The following is a 24850-nucleotide window of genomic DNA, read 5'->3' as shown; positions in this document are numbered from 1 at the left end:
AGAAGCAAAACACCAGCCGCCAAAATGAGAACGTTGAAACCCGTAAAGAGCCAAAATCGTACTGGCTGCTTATCTCGTTGGGCTTGAGCGTACACCTGACCTATGCCTGACACTTGTCCCGTTTTAAGTCCGTTGATGATGAACCAGCCCGACATGGTGATGCCCATTATCCAAAGTAGCGCCATTACCCCGCCGCCGCCAGCGCCAGCGCGGTCGCCAGATCCAGCCGCCCGTCGTACAGCGCGCGCCCCGTAATCACGCCCTCGATCCCGTCGTTCACATGCAGGCTCAGCACGCGGATGTCGGAAATGCCCGCGACACCGCCGCTCGCGATCACCGGAATGTCGACCGCGAGTGCCAGATCGACGGTCGCGTCGATGTTGCAGCCCTTGAGCATCCCGTCGCGACCCACATCGGTGAAGAGCAGGGCGGCGACCCCGGCGTCCTCGAACCGGCGGGCGAGGTCAATGACCTCCATGTCGGATTTTTCCGCCCAGCCGTCGGTCGCGACAAAGCCGTCGCGCGCATCGACCGCGACGACGATCCCGCCGGGAAAGTCGCGCGCCACTTCCTTGACGAACTCCGGGTCTTTCAGCGCCGCCGTGCCGATGACGATGCGCGATACGCCCAGGTCAAACCAGCGCTCCACCGCCTCGCGGTTGCGGATCCCGCCACCCAGTTGCACATGGCCGGGGAAGGTGCGCACGATCCCCTCGACCGCCTCTGCGTTGACCGCATGGCCTGCAAAGCTGCCATCGAGATCGACCACATGCAGATGCTGCGCGCCCGCCTGCGCGAACAGGGACGCCTGCGCCGCCGGATCGTCGCCATAGACGGTCGCGCGGCCCATATCCCCTTCGGCGAGGCGCACGACCTGCCCCCCTTTGAGGTCGATGGCGGGAAAAACGATCAGGCTCATGGCTGCCATTCCAGAAAGCGGGAGAGGAAGGAAAGGCCGTAGCTCTGGCTCTTTTCCGGGTGAAACTGCACGCCGACGATGTTGCCGCGCCCCACCGCCGCGACCAAATGCGCGCCATGGGTGCTCACCGCCAGCACGTCTTCAGGGTCAGCGGCGTCGAAATGATAGCTGTGCAGAAAATAGGCCTCGCCCGGCACGATCAGCGGATGGTCGCGCGTCGGGCGCACATCGTTCCAGCCCATATGCGGCACCTTGATATCATCGCTCGCCGGCTCGATCAGCCGCACCGTCCCGCCGATCCAGCCCAGCCCCGCATGCCGCCCGAATTCCTCACCCGCGTCGGCGAGCAACTGCATGCCCACGCACACACCGAGGAAGGGTGCGCCCCGCACCAGCGCGGCGTCGCGCATCGCGTCGATCATCCCCGGCACGGCGGCGAGCGCATCGCGGCACGCGCGGAACGCGCCGACGCCCGGCAGCACGATCCGGTCCGCCTTCGCCACCACATCCGCGTCGGCGGTAATGACGACGTCGGTCGCCCCCGCCTTCACCAGTGCGTTGTGAACCGAATGAAGATTGCCCGCGCCATAGTCGATCAGCGCGACGGTCATCCTCCCAGCGTACCCTTTGTGGAGGGGATGCTGTCCGCCTTGCGCGGGTCGATTTCGACCGCCTGCCGCAACGCGCGCGCCAGCCCCTTGAAGATGCTCTCGATGATGTGGTGGTTGTTCTGTCCGTAGAGATTCTCGACGTGCAGCGTGATCCCCGCCGCATCGGCAAAGCTGTGGAACCAGTGCTGGAACAGCTCGGTGTCCATTTCGCCCAGCCGGGGCATGGAAAATTCCGCCTTCCAGACGAGGAAAGGACGACCCGAAATGTCCATCGCCACGCGCGAGAGGGTCTCGTCCATCGGCGAATAGGCGCTGCCGAAGCGCGTGATGCCGCGCTTGTCGCCCAGCGCCTTGGCCAGCGCCTCGCCGATCGCGATGCCGGTGTCCTCGGTCGTGTGGTGCTGGTCGATGTGCAGATCGCCCTTGGCCTCGACTTTCAGGTCGATCAGCGAGTGGCGCGAGAGCTGCTCCAGCATGTGATCGAGGAAGCCGATCCCGGTCGACACCTCGTACCGCCCCGTCCCGTCGAGGGTGAGGGAGACAAAAACCGACGTTTCGCCGGTGGTCCGCTGGATTTCCGCTTGGCGCATGCCGCCCCTATAGCGCGGATTTGCAGCGGTGCAACGGTTGCGGGCGATTCGCTGTAGCTTGCCCCCCGGGCGGGTCACATTCAGATGATGATGTGACGGAGTCGCAGACGACCGTAGGGCAAAATGCTGGTCTTTCGTGACCCGGAGCGCAGCGTGCTTAAGGTACGTGAGCACCGGAAGCGCGAAAGATCGCCATTTGCAGGCCATCAGGGCTGGAGTCGAAGACGACCGAAGGGCAATATGATCCGCCCGGGAAGGCTTGACCGGCCCCGGCCCTGCGCTAGGAAGGGCGCATGAGCGAAAATTTGCCCGACAGCCTGATTCCCTATGATGAAATCGTGCAGGAAGCGCTGCGGGCCGTGGTCGGCCGCGTGCTGGGGCAGATCGAGCATAACGGCCTGCTCCCCGGCGAGCATCATTTCTACATTACCTTCAAGACCCGCGCGCCCGGTGTCTCCATCCCGACGCACCTGGCCGAGCGCTTCCCCGATGAAATGACCGTCGTGCTCCAGAACAAGTTCTGGGACCTGAAGGTGGAGGACGATCTCTTTCGCGTCAGCCTGACCTTTAACCAGATCCCGGCGCAGCTCATCATTCCCTATGCCGCGATCACCGCCTTCGTCGATCCGGCGGTCAACTTCGCCCTGCAATTCCAGGTCGAAGCGAACGACGATGGCCCGGAACCCCACGAAGCGGCCGAGAATGACGGCGTCGGCAGCTCGCAGGGCGGCTCCGCCACGGCGGCCGAGGACGGATCGAACGTCGTCACCGTCGATTTCGGCAAAAAGAAATAGCGGCGGGGTTTAAGCCACAGCATGAGGAACCGGCGCGGGCGCAAAGGGGTTGAGGACACACAGTCTTCAGGGAGCGCCGTCAACATGCTGGGTAAATTCATTTCGGGCTTTGTGGGCGCGCGCGTCGCGGATGAAGTCGGCCGCTCGGGCGTGCTCGGTGCCGCCGTCGGCGTCATCGCATCCCGCGTCATCACCCGCTCGCCGCTGGGCGCAGCCACCATCGGCGGCGTGTGGGTCGCCCACAAGCTGTGGCAGCGCAAGAAAGAACGCGACGAACGCCGCGAAACCCTCGCCGCCCTGAACGCCAAGCCCGTCGGCCCGGCCGTTACGGAAGCGGCGGTGCAGCCGAGTACCACGACCTTCGACGCGGACCCGCTGAACTCGGTGGCGCAGGGCGGGACGCGGTTGTAATGTTTTGATGTGCTGTCTGGTCATGTATGGCCGTTAGGACCTCACTATTTGCGAGCATCGGAATTTAATGACACATTGTGTTTATGAGACGAACATTATTCCGAGCGGTACCTTTGTGCTTTATAGCGATGTTGACTTTCCCGTCAGTACTGTTGGCGGAGCCTAAGCTATTCTTCGCCAATCAATATTTGCAATTAGGAGACGTTGTTCTCTGTAGGGGCAAAGTGGCGAAAGTCTCGTCGTCTGGTGATGCTTTGTCCCTGTTGCTGACAGACGCAGGGCGTCAGGTTGTCGCAATCGAAACGGCCAAGCATGTTGGTAAAGATCTCGCGTTACGGCTCGGCGGTCAGGTAATCATGAACGTGCGCGTCCACGAACCCATTACAGGCGGCTCTTTCCAGATCGCTGGCCTATCACCGAACTATTCAAAAAGAATCCTGGCGGCGGTGCGGATTTCCTGTCCCCTGCCATCCCAACTTCCGTTCGCCCTGAGTAGGGACTGAGCTTGGCGAAGGCCCGTATCGAAGGGTGCTTCGATATGCCATTTCGACAGGCTCAATGGCTACTCAGCACGAACGGTGGTGTCAGTCGGTTCAGAACCACCTCCTACCCCCCAGCCTGCCACACCCGCACCGCCTCAACCGGCCAGGTCAGCATCAGCACATTGAGCGACAAATTGTCGCGGATCGTCCAGAGCGTTAGCAGCTCGATGTCGAGCACAACCACGTTGAGGCGGAGCCACTGAACTCGGTCGCGCAGGGTAGCGGACGGCTGTTTGGTTTAGCGGATTTTAAGCCTATTTCCCACCTGGCGAATTAACGATGCGTCGCCATAATTGCGTATATGCCATAACGCGGACTTACGGCATTTTGGGTGGTGATTGATCCGGCTTTCCAACCAGCGCCGCCATGTCGGGTCCGCGAGAGCAATGCGGTGGGCTTCGTCAAGGGTGCAGCCGTGCTCGGCACGTAATTCTTTGATAAGAAGATACCAACGATTTCCATCATCAGGGTCAAGTTTTGCCCGTTGTCTCCTGTAATATTCTCCATCAGCGCCTGTATGATGCATAGCGAAATTCTAGAACAGAAGGACCTAGCTGGCGACTCAAAATTTGCGACTTGGGTTGTTACTACAGCATCCGAAAGTTCCCTACCCCCCAGCCTGCCATAGCTTCACCGCCTCCACCGGCCAGGTCAGCATCAGCACATTGAGCGTCAGGTTGTCGCGGATCGTCCAGAGCGTTAGCAGCTCGAACCCCACTGCGACCAGCACCGTCACCCGTACCGGCATGCGCGCGGCGAACAGGAAGCCCGCCATCATCATGCCGATGTCGCTCAGGCTGTTGAGCACCGAATCGCCGGTATAGCCGAGCGCGATCGTGGCGGTGCGGTAGCGGTCGATGATGATCGGCGAGTTTTCCAGCAGCTCCCACCCCGCCTCGATCGCCACCGCCACGGCCAGCCGTGCGTCCCGGCGCAGCAGCGGCGGCGTGCCATCCCGCCGCTTGCGCCCGAGCAGCCACCACGTCCCCGCGTAGAATAGAAAGCCGTGGATGATATGGCTGAAGCTGTACCAGTCGGCGATATGCTGGCTGTTCCCGGCGGAATTGACCGCGCCCTCCCACAGCTTCACCGTGCCGCAGGTGCAGATCGCCGGCCGTCCCATCGCGAGCAGCAGCGCCGCCGCGCCCGCGATCAGTATCAGGATCGTCATCGCCGTGCGCCGCCGCACCTTCACCCCCGCCACCTCGATCATGCCTCTCTCCCCCCGCTCGGTTCATCGCGATATTGACGAGCCGCGCGCTTCCCGTCACTAGCAGGCATGGCCCACAGCAACCAGACCGACCCGCATGGCTTCAAGCGTCGCGGCGTCCTGTTCGTTCTTTCGTCCCCCTCCGGCGCGGGGAAATCGACCATCGCGCGCAAATTGCTCGCCGCCGATAACGGGTTGCAGATGTCGGTGTCCGCCACCACCCGCCCGATCCGCCCCGGCGAGGTCGACGGCAAGGATTATCATTTCGTCGATCTGGAACGCTTCCGGGCGATGGTCGCGAACCACGAATTTCTCGAATGGGCGCACGTCTTCGGCAACCGCTACGGCACGCCGCGCGCACCGGTGGAGGCGATGCTCGCCGCTGGGCGTGACGTGCTGTTCGATATCGACTGGCAGGGCGCGCAGCAATTGCACCAGATCGCCGGGGGCGATGTCGTGCGCGTCTTCATCCTGCCGCCCTCGATGGACGAGCTGGAACGCCGCCTGCGCGGACGCGGGACGGACAGCGAGGACGTCATCACCGGCCGCATGGCCCGTGCCGCCAACGAAATCGCCCACTGGGACGGCTATGACTATGTGCTCGTCAATGACGATGCCGACGCCTGCTTCGCCAAGGTGCAGACCATCCTAGAGGCCGAGCGCCTGAAGCGCAGCCGCCAGACCGGCATCATCGGCTTTATCCGCAAGCTGGAACGGGCGGCGGAGGCGTAGGAACGGCTCTAGACCCGTTCGTGCTGAGTGTCGTTGAGCCTGTCGAAACGACGTATCGAAGCACCCTTCGATACAGGACTTCGATACACTCAGCCCCTACTCAGGGCGAACGGAACAGGATTACCCCCGCACCAGCGCGCAAAACGCCGCCGCGCGCGTGAATTCCGCGCCGCGCCGCTCCCGCCGGCCGAGCGCCTCGGCATCCTCGCCCCACAGTTCCGCCTGCCAGCGCTCGTCCAGTTCGGACGCCAGCCACAGCGCATCGGGCGCGAACGCATCCTCGATCGCCGCCAGCCCGATCACCAGCGATCCGCTGATGCTCACCAGCGTCGACAGGCCCGCGAGCGTGAACGCATCGCACGCCGCCACCGCCTGACTGAGCCGCTTCACCGTCGCTTGTGGCTGCGCGACATGGACGATCCCCTGCGTGACGGCAAAGGCCACGTCGTAGCGCTGCCCGGCCCAGTCGAGCAACGGCTGCCACTCGCCCGCCTGCCGCGCCACCAGCGGGGCGGGGGCCTCCGCGCGATAACAGAGCAGGTCGGTCTCGCCATAGGCGGCGACACCGGCGGCAAAGGATGCGTGGTTGGGCGCGATCTGGTCGATCGCGGCGTTGGCAAGGCCGGTCATCACCATCGACGCCGGGTCGATCTCCTCCACCTGCGCGCGCCATTCCTCCGCCACCGCATGGCCAAGCGCCTGCGTCGGCAAAGCGAGCAACGCCCGCGCCGGGGTACGCACGGGACGGCCGTCCAGCGCGATGCCATAGCCATCCGCGCCGGGCGCGAGCGCAACCTCCTTGTAGAACCGCTTCACTCTTCCCTCGGCGTACGCCACGCCCGCACGAGGATGCGCGGCACCACGATCGTCTGGAACAGGCCAACCGTCGCGATGATCGCGCCCATGATCTTCGCTTTCTGCCCGGCCACGAAGCCGAAACGCTCCATCATGATGAGAAAGCCGAACATCACGATCGCTACGCCCGACAGGCGGAAGAGGTTGAGCGCAATGAAACGCTGCTTCGCGGCGGCTTCGCGTTGGGCAGCGGTCGGTTCCGGTGCCGGGGGAAAGTCAGGATCGGTCATAGGTCGGCGATATGGCGCGCCAGATCGTCCATGTCCACCGCCACGGCGTGCGCGCCCGCCGCCATCAGCTCCTGCGGGCTGTGATAGCCCCAGTTGACGCCAATCCCGCGCACGCCCGCGTTGACCGCCATCTCCATGTCATAGCTCGTATCGCCGATCATCACCGTCGTTTCGGGCCGCGCGCCCGCCTCGCTCATCGCCAGATGCGCCATCGACGGATGCGGCTTGGACGGATGCCGGTCGGCGGTCTGCAACGTCACGAAATGGTCGATGATGCCATGGGTGGTGAGGCAGATCTGCAGGCCCCGGTCGGACTTGCCCGTCGCCACGCCCAGCATCCATCCGTCTTCGGCAAGCTTCACCACCAGCTCGGCGATACCGGGATAGAGCGGCTCCGACACGCCGTCCGCGTGCCGCATCGCGCGGAACGCCGCCTTGTACTGCTCGGCCAGATGATCGTGGAACCGCTCCTCCGCATCGGGCACCAGCCGCGCCATGGCGAGCGGCAGCGACAGGCCGATGACCGAGAGGATCTCCGGCCGTGGCGGTGGCGCCAGCTTCACGGCGGCAAACGCGCGGTTCATCGCCTCGACGATATCATGCTGGCTGTCGACCAGAGTGCCGTCGCAATCGAACAACGCGAGGCGGTTGCTCATCATGGGCCCTCTCGCATCAGCGCCGCCAGTGCATCGTTGCCCACGGCTTCCAGAGCGTCGGCGACGGATGTCCGCAGGGCAACGGGCTTGTTCTGGCCAAGCTTTCGGGTGCCCCTCCATTGGTCCACCCGCAGTTCATAGCCGACGATCCCGCCCAGCATCCGCGTGAATTTTTCGGTATCCATCCTGGCGCGCGTCCAGGACGGCTTGGGAGCCAGACGGGCTTCGTTCTCCCCGGACAGGCGATCGAGCAGCAGCGGCAGATCATCCGGCGGCAGCGTCGAAACCGATCCCTCCAGCTCGACCGACACATAGTTCCATGTCGGCACCTGATCGGCGGCATTGTACCAGTCGGGACTCACATAGCCATGGGGACCATTGGCGACGAACAGCGCTCTTGATCCCTCCAGATGCCGGACGAGACCATTGTTGCGGGACAGGTGAAAGCCGAGCCGCATTTCGTCCCGTCTCTCGTCCAGCCACGTCACGGGCACGTGCGCAACCCTCGGTCCCTCGGGCGTCGATGCGAACAGCATGCCGAACGAATGGACGCTGACGAAATCCGTCAGGGATGCCAAGTCGTCCCAGCGAAAGGCCGCATCCGGATGCATAGGCTAATGCGCGCCCCGCCCGCGCCGTTCGCCCCGCCGCTCCTTGCGCACCGTCTTGGCGTGCTGGCGCGCGAATTTCTTCTGGTCTTCCTTCGTCGGCCCGGTGTCGATTTCCTCGTCGAGCGGCATGTCGCCCAGTGAGAGGTCAAAGCCCAGATCGACAAGGCTCTCGGCAAAATGCGGGGGCAGTTCCGCCATCACGTCGACCTTGCCGCCGTCGGGATGATCAATGCGGATGCGCCGCGCGTGCAGGTGCATCTTGCGGCTGATCGTGCCGGTCAGGAACGCGTCCTTGCCGCCATATTTGCCGTCGCCCACAATCGGAAAGCCGATCGCGGCGAGGTGCACGCGCAACTGGTGGGTACGCCCGGTATAGGGTTGCAGCTCGACCCACGCCGCGCGGTTGCCCGCCCGCTCGATCACGCGGTAGCGGGTGCGCGCGGGCAGGCCCTCCGCCTCGTCGACATGCATCTTCTCGCCGCCCGTCCCCGGCTGCTTGGCGAGCGGCAGGTCGATGAACCCGTCGTTGATGGAGGGAACGCCGACGACGATCGCCCAATAGACCTTGCGTGCGGTGCGGCTCGAAAACGCCTTAGCGAAGAAACCCGCCGATCGTGCCGACCGCGCCACCAGCAGCGCGCCCGACGTATCCTTGTCGAGCCGGTGGACCAGCTTGGGCCGGTCGTCCCGCTCGAAGCGCAGCGCATCGAGCAGCCCGTCGACATGCTCGATCGTCTTGGTCCCACCCTGCGTCGCAAGGCCGGGCGGCTTGTTGAGCACGATCGCCTGCTCGTCGCGATGGATCACCATGTCCTGCGCGAAGTCGGTCTCCTCGTCGGAGAGGACGGGGCGGGGCGCCTTGGCCTTCGCCTTGGGCGCAGCTTCCGCCATCGCGCGCGTGTCGGCGGGGGGAACGCGGATGACTTGCCCCTCGGCCAGCCGGTCACCCGGCGTCGCCCGCGCGCCATCGACGCGCAACTGCCCGGTACGCGCCCAGCGCGACACCAGCGCAAAGCTCACCTCCGGCATATGCCGCTTGAACCAGCGGTCGAGGCGGATGCCATCATCATCCCCCGCCACCGGAAAGGTCAGCACGGCCGTGCTCGCCGGTTTCAGCGCCTTGGCGGGCTTGGGCGTGGCTTCGACCGGCGCACTGGCGGCCTTGGGCGGCTTCTTCGCCACCGGCGGGCGGGGCGGCTTGGGCGCGACCTTGCTGCCCTTGCCATGCTTCGCGCCGCGCTTCTTGGGCGCTTCAAACTTGCCCGGATTGCGCGACCGCGAGGGCGGGCCGGAGTTCTTGGAGGAAGGGGGCTTGCTCATGCGATTGTCCTTATCAGGAAGAGACCGCAGAACAGGGCGAGGACCGACCCCCCGACCGAAACGGCGACATAGAACAGAGCGGACGCGATTTCGCCACGCTCCAGCATCAGCATCGTGTCGAGGCTGAAGGCAGAAAAGGTCGTGAACCCGCCGAGCACCCCGACGCCCAGGAGCAGGCGCAGGCTTTCCCCACTTCCGGTGGAAAAGCGCGCCAGCGACCCGGCCAGCAAACCCATCGCCAGCCCGCCGATCAGGTTGACGCCCAGTGTCCCCCACGGGAAGCCGGGTCCGAAGCCCGCCAGCGCCAGGCGACCGAACTGGTAACGGGCCAGCGCCCCCACCGCGCCGCCCAGCATGACGAGCAGGCTGTTCATAGGGGAAGCCCTAGAGGGATTCGGGCCGAAAGGGAACGTGTGTTGTTGCAGGAGCTCCTATCTCACCCCTCCCGCTGAGCTGAGTTCAGCGGGAGGGGCTTCTTAATGTCATCCCGCCGTTACAACCCGCCGTTCACAATGATATCGACCGAAGCTCCCCCGCCGCGCACCGGCTGGACCATCACCAGATACGCGCCGTCGTCGCTTGTTCGCGTGCCGCCCAGCACATCCTGACCGTCGCGGATCTGCCGTTCGGCGTTGAAACGCGCGCGGGTCGCGGTGGTATAATAGAAATCGAGGACATCCTGCACCGGCGCCTTCGTCGTGAAGCTCACCGCGCGGATGCCGCACGGGCCGTTGTCCGCGCCCGCCGCTTCCTGAAGCTGCCCGCCGGGATAGATCGGGAAGGCGGCGGGAAGCCGCTGCGCCCATTCCATTGCATAGCTGAGGCGCGAGGCAGGGCAGTCGCGCTTGGTCTGGCTGCCGCTCCGCTGCTGCTTGGCGAGCGCGCCAAGCGTGACCGGCACCAGCTCCTCGCTGTCTGCCTTGGTGGCGGCGGGAGCCGACATCAGCTTGCCTCCGGCAGCCTTCTCCAGTTGCGCCACCGTCGGCCGCGCACCCAGCTCGACCGGCACCGCGCCGTCGAGCGGCGTGTCGGACGGGCGGACGCTGTGCCGGTTGGACTGGCTGGTCAGGTCCGGGTCCACCGTCACCGGCGATTCCAGCGCCTCGCGCAGCGCCGGGTCGGATGTATTGTTGGTCAGCTGCGCGTCGAGCGTCGCGAGATTGTTCTCGTTGCTCTTCTTCCCGCATCCGGCCAGCAGCAGGGACAGCATGGCGGTCGCGGTCAGGCAGGACAGGCGGGCACGGTTCATGACGGCTTTCCCCAGTGGAGCGTTGGTCCCGCACTAGCGGGATGATCGTTAATAATCTGTTAGGAAAGACGGTTAAACAGTAAGAATTTGTTAACCGCCCCCTGTCTCCATTCGGCGCATGTTTAGGCGTTACGCGCTTGCGCTGCAGCGCAGCATGGCGCAAGGGAGCGCGATGGCCTCCGCCCCGCTTCCCGCCCGTCGCGCCGTCACCGCCGCCGTCTGCGCCTATAGCCTCTGGGGCACCATGCCGGTGTTCTTCTGGTTCGCGCGCGGATTTTCCGCGCTGGAGATCATAACGCTGCGGATCCTCTGGTCGATGGCGCTGCTCGCCATCATCGTGGGCATACGACGCGACTGGGGGCGTACGCTGCTCCTGTTGCGCGACCAGCGCATCCTGCGCGCGTTGATGATGAGCGGCGGCCTGATCCTGTCGAACTGGCTGCTTTACACCTGGGCGGTGCTGAACGGGCATGTGCTCGCGGGCAGCCTCGGCTATTTCCTCAACCCGCTGATGAACGTCGCGCTGGGCATAGTTGTGCTAGGCGAACGCCTGCGCCCGGCGCAGAAGGCGGCGGTCGGTCTGGCCTGCGTCGGCGTGGCGGTGATGGCGGTCGCGGCAGTCACCACCTTGTGGATCAGCCTGCTGCTGGGGGCGAGCTTCGCGCTCTACGGTCTCATCCGCAAGACCGCGCCGGTCGGGCCGCTCGATGGCCTGACGCTGGAAACGCTGCTGCTGGCCCCGGTGGCCGTGGTCTCTATGATCAGCCTCGTCATCCACGGCACCGAACAGTTCGGGCAGGCACTGGTGCCAAGCCTTGCGACATGCGCGCTTGGTATCATGACGACGATTCCGCTGCTGCTCTTCTCGGTCGCAGCGCGTTCGCTCCCGCTCGCGACGCTGGGGCTGATCCAGTACATCGCGCCCACGCTGGTGTTCATCCTGGGCATCACCCTGTTCGACGAGACGCTCAGCGCGCAGCAACTGGCAAGTTTCGGCATCATCTGGAGCGCACTGGCGCTCTACACGCTGGATACGGTGCGCGCCGCCCGGCAGAAAAGCGCAGAGGATATTCCCGCTCCCTTATGATCGGAACGTCGTGCTCTCGAACCGCACCGGTTCGCCGATCGCGTCGTTGGCGAGCGTGTCGTCCCACATCACGCGGTGGCCGCGGATGATCGTGCCGATCGCCTTGCCGGTGAGTTGATCGCCCTCGAACGGCGACCAGCCGCAGCGTGAGGCGAGCCAGTCCGCGCCGACCGTCCACTGCTTCTTGAGGTCGACGACCGTAAAATCCGCGTCATAGCCGACCGCGATCCGTCCCTTGCCGACCAGCCCGAACACCCGCTGCGGCCCGGCGCTCGTCAGGTCAATGAAGCGTTGCAGCGTCAAACGCCCTTCCGCCACATGGTTGAGCAGCAACGGCACCAGCGTCTGCACCCCCGGCATACCGCTTGGGCTTGCGGGATAGGTCTTGGCCTTTTCCTCGATCGTGTGCGGCGCATGGTCGGACCCGAGCACGTCGGGCACGCCCTGGTTGAGCCAGTGCCACAGCCCGTCGCGGTGCGCGGCGCTGCGGATCGGCGGGTTCATCTGCGCATAGGTGCCCAGCCGCGCATAGGCGTCTTCCCCGCCCAAGGTCAGGTGCTGCGGCGTCACCTCGCAGGTCGCGATATCCTTGTTCTGGCCGATGACGTCCAGTTCGGCGGGCGTGGTGATGTGGAGGATGTGGATGCCCCGCTTGGCCGCCCGCGCCAGCCCGATAATCCGCCGGGTGGCGATCATCGCGCTTTCATCGTCGCGCCAGACCGGGTGCGAAGCGGGATCGCCCTCGACCCGATAATCCTTGCGCGCGTTCATCCGCGTCTCGTCCTCGGCATGGATCGCGACGCGCCGGTTGCCATGCGCCAGCACGCGGGCGAGGGCATTGTCATCATCCACCAGCAGGCTTCCGGTCGATGCGCCCATGAAGATCTTGACGCCCGCCGTCCCTGGCATCCGTTCCAGCTCGCCCAGTTGCTCGGCGTTGTCCGCCGTCGCGCCGACATAAAACGCATGGTCGCACCACATGCGGTGATGCGCGCGGGCGAGCTTGTCGGTCACGCGATCCGCGCTGTCGGTGTTGGGCGACGTGTTGGGCATTTCGAACACCGCCGTCACCCCGCCGAGCACCGCCGCGCGGCTGCCCGATTCGAGGTCCTCCTTGTGCTCCAGCCCCGGCTCGCGGAAATGCACCTGGCTGTCGATGACGCCGGGCAGGATGTCGAGGCCGGTGCAGTCGATCCGCTCGCCCGCATCCGCCGCGCCGGTGCCGATCGCCGCAATCCGTCCGCCCCGCACACCGATGTCGGCGCTCACCGGGCCACTCGGCGTATGCACATTGCCGTGGGCGAGGATCATGTCGAAAGTCTGGGGCATGGCGCTATTGGTCCTTGGCGGGGGATGGGACTCGTCCTACCTAATGCGCATGGCCAGCACCACCCTCAAAGACCGCGCGCTCATCCGAATTTCCGGCGAGGAAGCCCGCCCCTTCCTTCAGGGGCTGATCACGCAGGATGTCCTGGGGCTGGCCGACGGCGCGCCGCGCTGGGGCGGTCTGCTCACGCCGCAGGGCAAGGCGCTGTTCGACTTCCTGCTCTGGGCCGATGGCGACGCTGTGCTGATCGACTGTGAAGCCGCGCAGGCCGACGCGCTCGCCCGCCGCCTCACGCTCTACCGGCTGCGGCGCAAGGTCGACATCGCCCGCGACGACAGCCTTGCGGTCCACTGGTCGCCCGAAAGCGGCGAGGGCAGGGCACCCGACCCGCGCCTTGCCGAACTCGGCGTCCGCTGGCTTGCGCCCGCCGGGGACGGTGACGCAGCGCCGGCTTTTCGCGCCCACCGCCTCTCGCTCGGCGTGACCGAGGGTATCGCCGAACTCGGCAGCGACCAGACGCTCTGGCTCGAAGCCAATGCCGGGGAACTGAACGGCGTCGATTACGCCAAGGGCTGCTATGTCGGGCAGGAAAACACCGCCCGCATGCATTACCGCGCGAAGGTCAACCGACGGCTCATCGTCGTGCCGCTCGGGGCGTCCGATCCCGCACGGCAACGCCTTGCCCTGCCGGATCTCGGCCTTGCGATCGACCATCGGCGGGTAGAGGATCTGGGCGATCTGCCGCTGGCCCCCTGGCTGGCGCACGCCGTCGCGGAGAATGCCTCGGCATGAAGCGCGTTCGACTGCTTCTCGCGCTTCTGTGCCTCGTCGCGCCGCCTGCTTTCGCCGACACGGCATGGAAAGTCGTGCGTGCTTTTCCCCACGCTACCGACGCCTTCACCGAAGGGCTGATCTTCCTCGACGGGTCGCTCTACGAAAGCGTCGGCCAGTTCGGCGTGTCGCAGATTCGCGAAGTGCGTCTAAAGGACGGGCAGGTGCTCCGCCGCGCGCCCATTGATGCGCGTTATTTCGGGGAAGGACTGACCGACTGGAACGGCGAGCTGATCTCGCTCACCTGGCGGCACCGCACCGGCTTCCGCTGGGACCGCGCGACCTTCCGCCCCACCACGACCTTTCATTACGAGGGCGAAGGCTGGGGCCTGACGCAGGACGGCAAACGCCTCATCATGAGCGACGGCACCGCCCAGCTGCGCTTCTTCGACCCGGTCACCTTCGCACCGGCGGGCGCGGTGACGGTCACATGGAACGGCAAGCCCGTGCCGATGCTCAACGAGCTGGAATATGTGAAGGGCGAGGTGCTGGCGAATGTCTGGATGACCGACCGCATCGCGCGCATCGACCCGGCGACGGGCAAAGTCATCGACTGGATCGACCTTGGTCCGCTCACCCGCACGCTGAAACTCAGCAACTTCGACGCCGTGCTCAACGGCATCGCCTATGACAAGGCGGCCGACCGGCTGTTCGTCACCGGGAAATACTGGCCGAAGCTGTACGAGATCCGGCTAAAGCGGAAATAAGGATCGCTTATCCACGCTCCGTTCGTGCTGAGGAGCTATTTCGACTTCGCTCAGTTCCCACTCGGGGCCAACGGCGCCGCGGGAGAGCCTCACCCTATTTCCGCAGCATATCCTCGTCCAGTTCCAGCCCGGCAAGGCCCCCGGCCGCCGTATGGGCGGGCGCACGGGGCGGTTCGATAGTGTCCGGCTCCTCGACTTCCAGCATGCCTTCCCATTTGGTGATGACACTGGTCGCGATCGCGTTGCCCAGCACATTGGTCGCGGTACGGCCCATATCCATGAAATGATCGACCGCCAGCACCAGCGCCACGCCTTCGACCGGCAGATTGAACTGCGCCAGTGTCGCCGCGACCACCACCAGGGACGCGCGCGGCACCGCCGCAATGCCCTTGCTCGTCACCATCAGGACAAGCAGGATGGTGATCTGCGTGCCGATCGGCACGTCGATGCCATAGGCCTGCGCAATGAAGATCGTCGCGAACGCCGCCGACATCATCGACCCGTCGAGGTTGAAACTATACCCCAGCGGCAGCACGAAGCTCGAAATCCGGCGCGGCACGCCGAAACGGTCGAGCTGTTCGAGCATCTTGGGATAGGCGCTTTCCGAAGACGCGGTCGAAAAGGCGATCAGCAACGGCTCGCGGATATAGCGCGCAAGGCGGAAGATGCGCCGCCCCAGAACCAGAAATCCGGCGATCCCAAGCAGCAGCCACAACGTCGACAGCGCGAGGTAGAATTCGCCCACCAGCGCGCCAAAGGTCTTGAGGACGCCGAGCCCCTGCTTGGTAATCACCGCCGCGATTGCCCCGAACACCGCCACCGGCGCAAAGCGCATCACATAGGCGGTGATCTGCAGCATCAGCTCGACCAGCGCCTCGGTCGCCGTCACCAGCGGCTTGCCGCGCTCGCCAATGGCGGTCAACGCCACCCCGGCGAACACCGCAAACACCACGATCTGCAGAATGGAATTGCTCGCCATCGCGTCGATGATCGACGTCGGGAAGATGTGCAGCACGAAGTCCCGGAAATTGAGCGCCTTGGTATCCACCGCCGCGTCCGGTGTCGCCAGGGCCATGTTGAGGCCGACGCCGGGCTGGAACAGGTTGACGAAGATCAGCCCGATACTGAGCGAGATCAGGCTGGCGATGACGAACCAGCCGATCGCCCGGCCGCCGATCCGCCCCAGCGCCGCGCTGTCGCCCATATGCGCGATGCCGGTCACCAGCGTGCCGAACACCAGGGGCGCGATAATCATCTTGATGAGATGCAGGAAGATATCGGCGAGCAGGTGGAAATAATCCGCGACATTCTTGGCCTGCTCGGCATCGCCGCCGATCATCTGGTTCGCCACCGTGCCGGTGATCAGCCCGGCAACCATTCCGAACAGGATAAACTGGGTCAGCCGCCGGGTCTTCACCTGTGCCATGCGCACTCCACATCAGGGTTGAGATGCCGACACTGGCATAGCTGCGTGCCCTTTGCCAAAGAAAAGAGGACCGGAAGCCAAGCCTCCGGTCCTCTCTCCTTGGTAACGATACAGGTCGATTAGCGGGCGGTAGCGCCGCCGCTCATCGAACCGCTGGTCGATGTGCCGCCAACCGATCCGCTACCGGAACCCGAAGCGCCGACGCTAGCGCCGTCAGACCCGACCGATCCGGTCGTCCCGGCCGAACCGCTCGCACTGGATGTGGTCGCATCCTTGGCGGTGTCCGCCACGGCATTGCCCGTATTGGTCGTCTTGTTACGCGCCTGTTCGGACACGGCTGCGCCGCGCTCCTTGGCCCGTTCGGCGTTTTTCTCGGCCGTGGTGCGTACGGTGTCACCCGTAGCGTCGGCTTTGTGCTTCACATGACCGGTCGTATGCTGTGCCGTGTCGGTGGTCTGATCGACCACGCCGGTGTCAGCGGCCACGCCGCCCGTTCCGCCCAGCGTCCCATTGACCGTGCTGCCTGCGCCGCCGACCGTACCGCCAACGGTTCCGCCGACGCCACCGCCCAACTGGGCATGCGCTGCGGGAAGGGCGAGCGCGAGCGCTGCCAGCGAAATGGTTGTTTTCAACATGTTCTTTCTCCTCGACATATTCTGTCGGGAAGAGAACCAGCCGCCGCTCCGCTTGTTCCGGTGTTCGACCGGATCAGGAGGCCGTTCACCGCAGCAGGATGAACCTCAGCTTACAAAAGGCGTTTAGGGCATGCTCAGCCGCATTGCGCGCGATGCAGCAGTTTGTGATCGGCCAAAACCAGCGCCATCATCGCCTCGACGACCGGAACGCCGCGAATACCGACACAGGGGTCGTGGCGGCCCTTGGTGATGATGTCGCTCGCCTGCCCCTCGCGGGTCACCGTCTCGACCGGGATGAGGATCGAGCTGGTCGGCTTGAACGCCACGCGCACGCGCACCGGCTGGCCGGTGGAAATGCCACCCGCAATTCCACCCGCGTGGTTTGCCAGAAATGCCGGCGCTCCCGCGTCACCCGGTCGCATCGGATCGGCATTTTCCTCGCCGCGCAGGGCGGCCGCGGCAAAGCCGTCGCCGATTTCCACGCCCTTGACCGCGTTGATGCTCATCATCGCGCTGGCGAGTTCGGCGTCGAGCTTGGCGTAGAGCGGGGCGCCCCAGCCTGCGGGAACGCCGGTCGCGACGCATTCCACCACTGCACCCAGCGACGATCCGGCGAGCCGCGCGTCATCAACCAGTTTCTCCCAGCGCGCCGCTGCCTTGGCATCCGGGCAGAAGAACGGATTGTTGCCGATCTCCGCTGCATCGAAGTGCGCGGGGTCGATCGCGTCGCCGCCGATCGCGCTGACATAGCCGAGGATGGTGACCTCCGGGATCACCAGCCGCGCCACCGCGCCCGCCGCCACGCGCGACGCGGTTTCCCGCGCTGACGACCGCCCGCCGCCCCGATAATCGCGGAACCCGTATTTCGCGTCGTAGGCGTAATCGGCATGGCCGGGGCGATAGGCCTTGGCGACGTCGCCATAATCCTTCGATCGCTGGTCGACATTCTCGATCATCAGGCTGATCGGCGTGCCGGTCGTCTTGCCTTCGAATACGCCAGAGAGGATACGGACCTGATCCGGCTCCTGCCGCTGCGTCGTGAATTTGGATGTGCCCGGACGGCGCTTGTCGAGGAACGGCTGCACATCGGCTTCCGACAGCGCCAGTCCCGGAGGACAGCCGTCGACCATCGCCCCGATTGCCGGACCGTGACTTTCCCCCCAGGTGGAGAAACGAAAAACGCGGCCGAAGCTGTTGAAGCTCATTTCTCCAGCGCGATGTCGGGCGCGTCCTCTGCTTTCATGCCGATGACGTTGTAGCCTGCGTCGACATGGTGGATCTCGCCGGTCACGCCGCTCGCCAGGTCGGACAGCAAATAGAGGCCAGCCCCGCCGACATCCTCGATCGTGACGTTGCGGCGCAGCGGCGAGTTCAGCTCGTTCCACTTGAGGATGTAGCGGAAATCGCCGATCCCGCTCGCCGCCAGCGTCTTGATCGGCCCGGCGGAGATCGCGTTTACCCGGATATTCTCCGGCCCCAGATCCATAGCGAGATATTTGACGCTCGTTTCCAGTGCCGCCTTGGCCACGCCCATCACATTGTAATGCGGGATGACCTTTTCCGCGCCATAATAGCTCAGCGTCAGCAGCGATCCGCCCTCGGGCATCAGCGGACGGGCGCGCTTGGCCACCGCGACGAAGCTGTAGGCGGACACGTTCATCGTCAGCAGGAAATTCTCCAGCGTGGTGTCGACATAGCCGCCGCGCAGTTCGTTCTTGTCGGAAAAGCCGATGGCGTGAACAACGAAATCCAGCCCGCCCCAGCGCTCCTTCACCGCATCGAAGGTCGCGTCGAGCAAGGCCATGTCGGTCACGTCGCACGGGATCAGGAAGTCGGACCCCACTTCGGCGGCCAGCGGACGGACGCGTTTTTCGAGTGCCTCGCCCTGATAGGAAAAGGCAAGTTCCGCGCCCTGCGCGTACAGCGCCTTCGATATGCCCCAGGCCAGCGACTTGTCGTTGGCAAGGCCCATGATCAGCCCCCGCTTGCCTGCCATCAAACCCGTCATAAGCCAGCACCCTCCCGCTTTGGTTCTTCGATCGGCGGCGCTGCGTCGTCGGGAAATTCCGCCAGAGCCGCATTCAGTTCGGCGCCAATTACCACGCCCAGCCCGACGAGAAAGAAAAAAATGAGCGTAATCATCACACCGGCGAGGCTGCCATAGGTCAGATCGTAACTCGCCAGATGCGACAGCGCCCAGGGTAGCAGCACCAGCGTGCCGTACCACCACAGGGCCGTCAGCACCGCGCCGGGCCATTTGGGAAAGCGCCGGTCCCGATAGCGCCCCGGCGTCAGCGAATAGAACAGGGCATAGAGCGCGGCCATCAGCACGAGCAGCGGCACCAGCTTCGTGGCCGACACGATCTGGATCGCCTCGTCCGCAAAGGGCAGCAGGCGATGGAGAAATTCATCCGCGCCGGTCATCGCCACCTGCGCGGAGAAGGCGAACATCGTGGCGATGACGCTCAATACGATGATGCCGATCGCCCGCAGCCTGTACTGCCAGAACGGCAGACCGCCCTTCGTGCCATAGGCGCGGCGCAGGATATCGCGGATCGTCTCGATCAGGCTCCCGGTTGTCCACAGCCCGACGATCGCGCCCAGCCAGAGCACGCCACTCGCCGCCCGCGCGTTGAGAACGCCCTCGATCGGAGCGCGCAGCACATCGGCGACATCGGGCGGCACGGCGAGCAGGAAGGCGTTGACCGCCGCCACCCCGTCCTGCGTTCGCCCGAAGATGCTGGCGATCGTCGCCGCCACGATGAAGAAGGGAAACAGCGCGACCAGCGAGAGATAGGCAAGGTTGCCCGCATGGATGAAGCCGTCGTTATAGACGCCGATCGCGACCCGTTTGCCGACCTCCATCGCATAGGTCGCCGACAGCAGCCGCCCGTTCGCATCGCGTTCCCGGCCGGAAAAGCGCTGGAGGGTGGATCGTTTGCGCCGCTGCTCGGGAGATTGGGGGGAGACGTCCTGCATAGCGGCGAAACGCGGGTCAGACGCCCATGTGTCCGCGTACGGATCGATCGTCGTGCCAATTTTCCACAAATGCCTTCAGCGCGGCGTCGTCGGCCGGCACCTCGACCATCAGCCGGACATACTGGTCGCCGCGCTCGCCGGACTTGGTCGTGAATCCCTTGCCCTTGAGGCGCAGCGTCTTGCCCGAACTGCTGCCCGGCGGAATGGCGAGCATCACCGGCCCGTCGACGGTCGGCACGCGGACCTTGGCGCCCGCCACCGCTTCGGCGAGCGTGATGGGCAGGTCGATGCGGACCGCGTCGCCGTCGCGCACGAAAAAGGGATGCGACCGGATCTCGATCGTGATGATCGCGTCGCCCGCCCCGCCCGGGCCGGGCTGTCCCTTGCCCGACAGGCGCATCTGCATGCCATGCTCGACCCCGGCGGGAAGCTTGACGTCGAGCGGCTTGCCGTCCTGCAGGGTGATACGCTGCGGCGCGCGGGTCGCGGCATCGGCAAAATCGACCGCCAGCCGGTAATTGACGTTCGCGCCCTTGGGCGGCGCTGCCCGCTGCCCGCGCCCGAACGGTCCGCCGCCACCCGCCTGACGCCCACCGAACAGTCCCTCGAAAATGTCGCTGAAATCGCCGCCGCCACCGCCCCCGAAGTCGAAGCCGCCGCCCTGGCCGCCCGGGTGCCCGCCGCGGAAGCCGCCGCCCCCGCCAGGATGCCCCCCGCCAAAGCCGAACGGCGCCGTGGGATTGCCGTCTCCGTCGATCTCGCCCCGGTCGAACCGCCCGCGCTTGTCCTTGTCGCTCAGCAGGTCATAGGCGTTCGTTGCCTGCGCGAAGCGTTCGCTGGCTTTCGGGTTGTCCTTGTTCTTGTCGGGGTGCAGTTCCTTGGCAAGCTTGCGATAGGCGGACTTGATCTCCGCGTCGGTTGCCCCGCGCTGTACCCCCAATACGCTGTACGGATCGGCCATTCTGCTCCTGATCACTCTAGACGTTCAACGCGCACCCATGTGGCGCGGGAAAGCCGTGCGTTCAACCCTGCTGTTGAGGTACAGCCACAAGCCGTCTACAGCATAGCATTATATGCGCACAGACCCCTTCCTGCTTTTCGACGACTGGTTCGCGCAGGCCCGCACCAGTGAAGTCAACGACAGCAACGCCATGGCGCTGGCCACGGTGGATGGGGACGGGCGTCCGTCCGTGCGGATGGTCCTGCTGAAGGGGCATGGCCCGGACGGGTTCATCTTCTACACCAATTTCGAGGGGCGCAAGGCCAGCGACCTGCTCGCCAACCCCAACGCCGCCCTGCTGTTCCACTGGAAGTCGCTGCGCCGCCAGATCCGGATCGAAGGCGTCGTGGGCCGCGTCGACGATGCCACGGCGGATGCTTATTTCGCGACGCGCAGCCGGGATTCGCAGCTCGGCGCCTGGGCGTCGGACCAGTCCCGCCCGCTCGCCTCGCGCGATGTGTTCATGCAGCGGTACGAGGAAATGCGCGCCCGGTTCGATGGGCAGGATGTGCCCCGCCCGCCGCACTGGTCGGGCTTTCGCCTGCGCCCGGACCGCATCGAGTTCTGGCAGGATCGCGAGCATCGCCTGCACGAGCGCCGCCTCTTCACGCCCGCCGCCGATGGGGGCTGGGATGAAGGGATGCTCTATCCATGAACGCCGATGCGCACGCGCTTGCCCAGGGCGCGCTGACCCGCAAGGCCGCGCTGGCCAGCGTCGCGGTCGCGGTCATCCTGCTGGGTTTGAAGATCGCTGCGCTTTGGAGCACGCGCTCGGTCGCGATGCTCGGGTCGGTGGCGGACACGGCGCTCGATCTCGTCGCCAGCCTCGTCACCCTGTGCGGGGTGCACGTCGCGGCGACACCGGCCGATACCCAGCACCGCTTCGGCCATGGGAAGGCCGAGGCGCTCGCCGCCTTGTTCCAGGTCACGCTCATCACGCTCGCCGCCGTGGGCCTTGCCGTCGAGTCCTTCCGCCGGATCGGCAACCCGCATCCGGTCGAGTCCGCTACGCTGGGCATCGGCGTGTCGATCGCCGCGATCCTGCTGAGCTTCGTGTTGATCGCCTATCAGCGCCGGGTCATCGCGCAGACCGGTTCGCTCGCGATCAGCACGGACAGCCTGCATTACAAGTCCGACTTCTTCCTGAACCTGTCTGTCATCGTGGCGCTGGTGCTCGATCATGTCATGGGCATTCAGGGCGCGGATACGCTGTTCGGCTTTGGGATCGCGCTGTGGCTCGGCTGGGGAGCGTGGCGGTCCGGCCAGTCGGCGATGGAGCATCTGATGGATCAGGAATGGCCGATCGAAGATCGCGAACGCCTGATTGCCATCGCCTCGGCGCACCCCGAGGTGCGGGGATTGCATGACATGCGCACGCGGACCAGCGGATCGCACCGCTTTGCGCAGTTTCACGTCTGGGTCGATCCCGATATGACCGTGCGCCGCGTTCACGACGTGATGGACGATGTCGAGGAACAGCTGCACGCCGCCTTTCCCGGCGTCGAGATCCTTATTCATCCCGATCCGGACGGCCATGTCGAACGGAAGGATCCCGGCGCGCTGCGCGGGCGTGACGCGTTCGAGGTGCTGGCCGAGGAAATGGGCGAGGGCGACGACCAGCAGGCCTGATCGAACCGGCAGACACTGGAGGCATCCCGACCGGGATCCGCTTTGACACACACGACGGAGGCGAACAGCGTGATCAGCACAATAGGCGTGGATGCATGCTGCCTGACCCGGCACAGGACCGGCGTCGGCAATTATGTCTACGACCTGCTGCTGCCCTTGTGCCAGCAGCACCCCGAAGTGCGCTGGATCCTCTACAGCAACACCGACATCCATTTCCCGGACCTTCCCAATGTCGAGCTTCGGCCCAATCTGGGCGGATGGCGCGGCGTCTTCTGGCAGAACCTCCAGCTTCCCGGGCCGCTGCGCGCGGACGGTTGCGACATCTATTGGGGGACGAACGGGTTCGTACCGATCGGGCCGCTTGGCGCGATGGCGCGGGTCGTCACCTTCCACGATCTCGTCTACCGCTTCGCGCCGGAAACGCAGGTCGGCATGGTGCGCTGGAGCCGCCGCCTGTTCCAGCCGCTCTCGGCGCGCCGGTCCGATGTCGTCACCAGCAATTCCGACGCCACCGCGCGGGATGTCGAGCGTTATTATCGCGTGCCGTCGCGCTACACCGTCCGCCCGCGCGTTCCGCCCCGCTACCACCTGCCCGATGCGCAGGATGTCGCTCGGGTGCGGGACGCCTATGCCCTGCCGGACGATTTCCTCCTCGTGGTCGGCACGCTGGAGCCGCGCAAGAACATCCCGCTCTTCCTGCAGGCCGCGGCGGAGGTGCGCAAGGCCGGGGTGGATCTGCCGCTGATCGTCCATGCGGGCGGCACCGGCTGGCTCAGCGCGGAGATCGAGCAGGTCGTTGCCGAGGGGGAAGCCTCGGGCATGCTCCGGCGGCTGGGCTATGTCCCGTCGGAGGATCTGCCCCCCCTCTACGGCGCGTGTACCGCCTTCTGCATGCCGTCGATCTACGAAGGCTTCGGCATGCCGATCCTCGAAGCGCAGATGTGCGGCGCGCCCGTGCTCCACGGCAACCATGCCTCGATGGTCGAGGCGGGCGGCGGGCTGGGCCATGCGTTCGAACCGACATTGGACGGCATGAAAGCGATGCTGCGCGCGCTTGCCGATGGCGGGTGCAATTTGGTCTCGCGCGTGCCCTCCGACATGGCGGACGAGGCGGACGAAGGCCTCGCCCGATTGTGGCAGGCGCTCTGCGACGCGGCGACCGCGAAGGGGCGGGCGGGTTGAGCTAGGCCGGATCGACATTCAGATGATGATGTGTCGAAAATGGCAAGTTTTCGTGACCCGGAGCGCAGCGTACTTACAGTACGTGAGCACCGGAAGCACGGAAAGTTGCCATTTGCAGGCCATCAGGGCTGAATGTCGATCCGGCCTAACCTGCCGGGAACTGCTCGACCAACCCCGCCAGCGCCCCGCGCAACGCGCCCATCTGCTCCTCGGCGGTCAGGCCCATGCGCACCACCACCAGCCGCTGCGCCGGGGATACGATCACATATTGCCCATGATGGCCGACGCAGGCGAACAGCCCGCGCGATCCGCGCCCCGGGAATAGCGGGTTGCCGGTCCCCTCGCGGTTCACCCACAGATGCCCGCCATAAGCCGGGTTGCGCGCGGACGCATGGGTCATGAAATCGACCCAGCGCGCCGACAGGATCTGCCGCCCGCCCGCGCGGCCCTTCTGGCGCAGAAACTCGCCCAGCCTGCCATAATCGCGCGTCGTCATGTGCAGCATCGCCCCGCCGATCATCGTCCCGCGCGCGTCGAATTCCGGCGTCAGGCTCTTGAGGCCCACCGGCTCGATCAGTCGCCCGCGCACGAAGTCCATCATCGCCGCGCGGCGCACATCGGGATCGGTGCTGTCGGTCAGCATGCGCGTGAGGAGGTCCGACAATATCTGTGTGTCGGCGGTGCTGTAGTTGAACTGCGTCCCAGGCTTCGCGGCGATCGGCTTGGCTTCGGCAAAGGCCGCCATGTCGTGTGCGCCGTCGGTGAACAGCATCCGTACCGTGTCGGAAGACGCGAGCGGATCGCCCGCCTCACGATGCTCCAGACCCGACGTCATCGTCAGCAGGTGGCGCAGCGTGATGCCGCCGCGCGGATCGCCCGGCTGGTCCCACGCGCCCACCGGCACCGGCGAATCGAGCGCCAGCCGCCCATCGGACACCATCAGCCCGACGAGCGCCGCCGTCACGCACTTGCCGACCGAGCGCGACAGCAGCGGTGTGCCGGGCGCAATCCCCTCGCCATAGCGTTCCGCGATCACCGCCCCGTCGCGCATCACCAGCAGCGACTGCGTCGTACCCAGTGCCTCGTCGGTGAACAGCGGCGCGATCGCGGTGCGCAGCGTCTGTGCACTGACATTTCCACTGCCGCTGATCACCGTATAGTCGGCGTCCGCGTCCCCCGGCACGGCTGGCCCCGGCTGCGCCGTACCGAGCGCGCCCAGCGCGACGAGCGGCAACAGCCAGCGTCTGACGCTTGCAACTTGGGGTCTTTTGCTATTCATGAGGCCCTCTTGGTCATGGCGGCAGAGCCGTGGCCAGC

General features: G+C 65.5%; 29 protein-coding genes and 1 pseudogene. 10 read left to right on the top strand and 20 right to left on the bottom strand.

The window, feature by feature from the left end; all coding sequences use genetic code 11:
* Positions 1-184 precede the first annotated feature (184 nt).
* The 3 genes from hisA to hisB are packed head-to-tail and all read right to left on the bottom strand — an operon-like array spanning position 185 to position 2120.
* Entirely contained in the window at positions 185-919 is a 735-nt protein-coding gene (gene hisA / locus FHS92_RS08145) for a 1-(5-phosphoribosyl)-5-[(5-phosphoribosylamino)methylideneamino]imidazole-4-carboxamide isomerase (protein ID WP_184079401.1), read from the bottom strand.
* Positions 916-1530, bottom strand: a complete 615-nt coding sequence (gene hisH / locus FHS92_RS08140) for an imidazole glycerol phosphate synthase subunit HisH (RefSeq protein WP_184079399.1) — start codon at positions 1528-1530, stop codon at positions 916-918. The genes hisA and hisH overlap by 4 nt, the downstream gene beginning before the upstream one ends.
* Positions 1527-2120, bottom strand: a complete 594-nt coding sequence (hisB, locus tag FHS92_RS08135) for an imidazoleglycerol-phosphate dehydratase HisB (RefSeq protein ID WP_184079397.1) — start codon at positions 2118-2120, stop codon at positions 1527-1529. Before hisB ends, hisH begins: the two co-directional genes overlap by 4 nt.
* 293 nt (positions 2121-2413) lie before the next feature.
* On the opposite strand from hisB, the gene FHS92_RS08130 reads away from it, so the two are divergent.
* The 3 genes from FHS92_RS08130 (at position 2414) to FHS92_RS18730 (ending at position 3828) form a co-directional block, all read left to right on the top strand.
* Complete coding sequence (locus tag FHS92_RS08130) at positions 2414-2914, top strand: SspB family protein (protein WP_184079395.1); 501 nt, start codon at positions 2414-2416, stop codon at positions 2912-2914.
* An 84-nt stretch (positions 2915-2998) separates the two neighbouring features.
* Positions 2999-3325 (top strand): hypothetical protein, encoded by a 327-nt coding sequence (locus FHS92_RS08125; RefSeq protein ID WP_184079393.1) that lies wholly within the window; start codon positions 2999-3001, stop codon positions 3323-3325.
* Between the two features lie 83 nt (positions 3326-3408).
* Positions 3409-3828 (top strand): SecDF P1 head subdomain-containing protein, encoded by a 420-nt coding sequence (locus FHS92_RS18730; RefSeq protein ID WP_425506233.1) that lies wholly within the window; start codon positions 3409-3411, stop codon positions 3826-3828.
* A 103-nt stretch (positions 3829-3931) separates the two neighbouring features.
* On the opposite strand, the pseudogene FHS92_RS08115 reads toward FHS92_RS18730, so the two are convergent.
* Both FHS92_RS08115 and FHS92_RS08110 read right to left on the bottom strand, forming a co-directional pair.
* Positions 3932-4066: pseudogene (locus FHS92_RS08115) on the bottom strand (DUF2585 family protein); the annotation flags it as partial.
* 408 nt (positions 4067-4474) lie between these two features.
* Positions 4475-5080: a DUF2585 domain-containing protein gene (locus tag FHS92_RS08110; RefSeq protein ID WP_184079389.1), complete on the bottom strand. Its 606-nt coding sequence runs from the start codon at positions 5078-5080 to the stop codon at positions 4475-4477.
* Between the two features lie 66 nt (positions 5081-5146).
* On the opposite strand from FHS92_RS08110, the gene gmk reads away from it, so the two are divergent.
* Complete coding sequence (gmk, locus tag FHS92_RS08105; protein ID WP_184079387.1) at positions 5147-5809, top strand: guanylate kinase; 663 nt, start codon at positions 5147-5149, stop codon at positions 5807-5809.
* 120 nt (positions 5810-5929) lie between these two features.
* Here gmk and FHS92_RS08100 read toward each other — a convergent pair whose 3' ends face one another.
* The 7 genes from FHS92_RS08100 to FHS92_RS08070 all read right to left on the bottom strand — a co-directional run bounded on the left by FHS92_RS08100 (position 5930) and on the right by FHS92_RS08070 (position 10730).
* Entirely contained in the window at positions 5930-6625 is a 696-nt protein-coding gene (locus tag FHS92_RS08100) for an ATP12 family protein (protein ID WP_184079385.1), read from the bottom strand.
* A complete protein-coding gene (locus FHS92_RS08095; protein WP_184079383.1) occupies positions 6622-6894 on the bottom strand; it encodes a hypothetical protein in 273 nt (90 codons plus the stop codon). Before FHS92_RS08095 ends, FHS92_RS08100 begins: the two co-directional genes overlap by 4 nt.
* On the bottom strand, positions 6891-7550 hold the full coding sequence (locus FHS92_RS08090; RefSeq protein WP_184080255.1) for an HAD-IA family hydrolase: 660 nt from the start codon (positions 7548-7550) through the stop codon (positions 6891-6893). The genes FHS92_RS08095 and FHS92_RS08090 overlap by 4 nt, the downstream gene beginning before the upstream one ends.
* Entirely contained in the window at positions 7550-8161 is a 612-nt protein-coding gene (locus FHS92_RS08085; RefSeq protein WP_184079381.1) for an FMN-binding negative transcriptional regulator, read from the bottom strand. The genes FHS92_RS08090 and FHS92_RS08085 overlap by 1 nt, the downstream gene beginning before the upstream one ends.
* 3 nt (positions 8162-8164) lie before the next feature.
* Positions 8165-9481 (bottom strand): RluA family pseudouridine synthase, encoded by a 1317-nt coding sequence (locus FHS92_RS08080; protein ID WP_184079379.1) that lies wholly within the window; start codon positions 9479-9481, stop codon positions 8165-8167.
* Positions 9478-9855: a fluoride efflux transporter CrcB gene (gene crcB / locus FHS92_RS08075; protein WP_246351867.1), complete on the bottom strand. Its 378-nt coding sequence runs from the start codon at positions 9853-9855 to the stop codon at positions 9478-9480. Before crcB ends, FHS92_RS08080 begins: the two co-directional genes overlap by 4 nt.
* Before the next feature lie 119 nt (positions 9856-9974).
* Complete coding sequence (locus FHS92_RS08070; RefSeq protein WP_184079377.1) at positions 9975-10730, bottom strand: hypothetical protein; 756 nt, start codon at positions 10728-10730, stop codon at positions 9975-9977.
* A gap of 172 nt (positions 10731-10902) precedes the next feature.
* Here FHS92_RS08070 and rarD point away from each other — a divergent pair, with 172 nt between their 5' ends.
* A complete protein-coding gene (rarD, locus tag FHS92_RS08065) occupies positions 10903-11817 on the top strand; it encodes an EamA family transporter RarD (protein ID WP_184079375.1) in 915 nt (304 codons plus the stop codon).
* On the opposite strand, the gene FHS92_RS08060 is transcribed toward rarD, so the two are convergent.
* Positions 11812-13146: a dihydroorotase gene (locus tag FHS92_RS08060; RefSeq protein WP_184079373.1), complete on the bottom strand. Its 1335-nt coding sequence runs from the start codon at positions 13144-13146 to the stop codon at positions 11812-11814. The two genes, rarD and FHS92_RS08060, sit on opposite strands and share 6 nt — an antisense overlap.
* A gap of 49 nt (positions 13147-13195) precedes the next feature.
* On the opposite strand from FHS92_RS08060, the gene ygfZ reads away from it, so the two are divergent.
* Both ygfZ and FHS92_RS08050 read left to right on the top strand, forming a co-directional pair.
* Positions 13196-13936 carry a CAF17-like 4Fe-4S cluster assembly/insertion protein YgfZ gene (gene ygfZ / locus FHS92_RS08055; protein WP_184080251.1) on the top strand — a complete coding sequence of 247 codons (741 nt, stop codon included), beginning with the start codon at positions 13196-13198 and terminating at the stop codon, positions 13934-13936.
* The gene (locus FHS92_RS08050; protein ID WP_184079372.1) at positions 13933-14682 is read left to right on the top strand and encodes a glutaminyl-peptide cyclotransferase; all 750 of its coding nucleotides are present in this window, start codon (positions 13933-13935) and stop codon (positions 14680-14682) included. The genes ygfZ and FHS92_RS08050 overlap by 4 nt, the downstream gene beginning before the upstream one ends.
* A 94-nt stretch (positions 14683-14776) precedes the next feature.
* On the opposite strand, the gene FHS92_RS08045 is transcribed toward FHS92_RS08050, so the two are convergent.
* From FHS92_RS08045 to FHS92_RS08020, 6 genes are all read right to left on the bottom strand, one after another.
* A complete protein-coding gene (locus tag FHS92_RS08045; RefSeq protein ID WP_184079370.1) occupies positions 14777-16108 on the bottom strand; it encodes a dicarboxylate/amino acid:cation symporter in 1332 nt (443 codons plus the stop codon).
* Between the two features lie 119 nt (positions 16109-16227).
* Positions 16228-16743: a hypothetical protein gene (locus FHS92_RS08040; protein ID WP_184079367.1), complete on the bottom strand. Its 516-nt coding sequence runs from the start codon at positions 16741-16743 to the stop codon at positions 16228-16230.
* A gap of 134 nt (positions 16744-16877) precedes the next feature.
* Positions 16878-17948, bottom strand: coding sequence for a chorismate synthase (gene aroC, locus FHS92_RS08035; protein WP_184079365.1), 1071 nt, complete (start codon positions 17946-17948; stop codon positions 16878-16880).
* Positions 17945-18751 carry an enoyl-ACP reductase FabI gene (gene fabI / locus FHS92_RS08030; protein WP_184079363.1) on the bottom strand — a complete coding sequence of 269 codons (807 nt, stop codon included), beginning with the start codon at positions 18749-18751 and terminating at the stop codon, positions 17945-17947. The genes aroC and fabI overlap by 4 nt, the downstream gene beginning before the upstream one ends.
* A complete protein-coding gene (locus tag FHS92_RS08025) occupies positions 18748-19608 on the bottom strand; it encodes a YihY/virulence factor BrkB family protein (protein ID WP_425506241.1) in 861 nt (286 codons plus the stop codon). The genes fabI and FHS92_RS08025 overlap by 4 nt, the downstream gene beginning before the upstream one ends.
* 130 nt (positions 19609-19738) lie before the next feature.
* Positions 19739-20683, bottom strand: coding sequence for a DnaJ C-terminal domain-containing protein (locus tag FHS92_RS08020; RefSeq protein WP_184079359.1), 945 nt, complete (start codon positions 20681-20683; stop codon positions 19739-19741).
* 112 nt (positions 20684-20795) lie between these two features.
* Between FHS92_RS08020 and pdxH the strand changes: the two genes are divergently transcribed.
* The 3 genes from pdxH (at position 20796) to FHS92_RS08005 (ending at position 23533) form a co-directional block, all read left to right on the top strand.
* Positions 20796-21377, top strand: coding sequence for a pyridoxamine 5'-phosphate oxidase (gene pdxH, locus FHS92_RS08015; protein WP_184079358.1), 582 nt, complete (start codon positions 20796-20798; stop codon positions 21375-21377).
* Positions 21374-22351, top strand: a complete 978-nt coding sequence (locus tag FHS92_RS08010) for a cation diffusion facilitator family transporter (RefSeq protein ID WP_184079356.1) — start codon at positions 21374-21376, stop codon at positions 22349-22351. The genes pdxH and FHS92_RS08010 overlap by 4 nt, the downstream gene beginning before the upstream one ends.
* 69 nt (positions 22352-22420) lie before the next feature.
* Positions 22421-23533, top strand: coding sequence for a glycosyltransferase (locus tag FHS92_RS08005; protein WP_184079354.1), 1113 nt, complete (start codon positions 22421-22423; stop codon positions 23531-23533).
* A 145-nt stretch (positions 23534-23678) separates the two neighbouring features.
* Here FHS92_RS08005 and FHS92_RS08000 read toward each other — a convergent pair whose 3' ends face one another.
* Positions 23679-24812: a serine hydrolase domain-containing protein gene (locus FHS92_RS08000; RefSeq protein ID WP_184079352.1), complete on the bottom strand. Its 1134-nt coding sequence runs from the start codon at positions 24810-24812 to the stop codon at positions 23679-23681.
* Positions 24813-24850 lie beyond the last annotated feature (38 nt).

The organism is Sphingobium subterraneum, from assembly GCF_014199435.1.
In the GTDB taxonomy this organism is placed as follows: Bacteria; Pseudomonadota; Alphaproteobacteria; order Sphingomonadales; family Sphingomonadaceae; genus Sphingobium; species Sphingobium subterraneum.
Note: the sequence above shows the minus strand (reverse complement) of the source record. Positions and strands in the feature narration are given on the sequence as shown.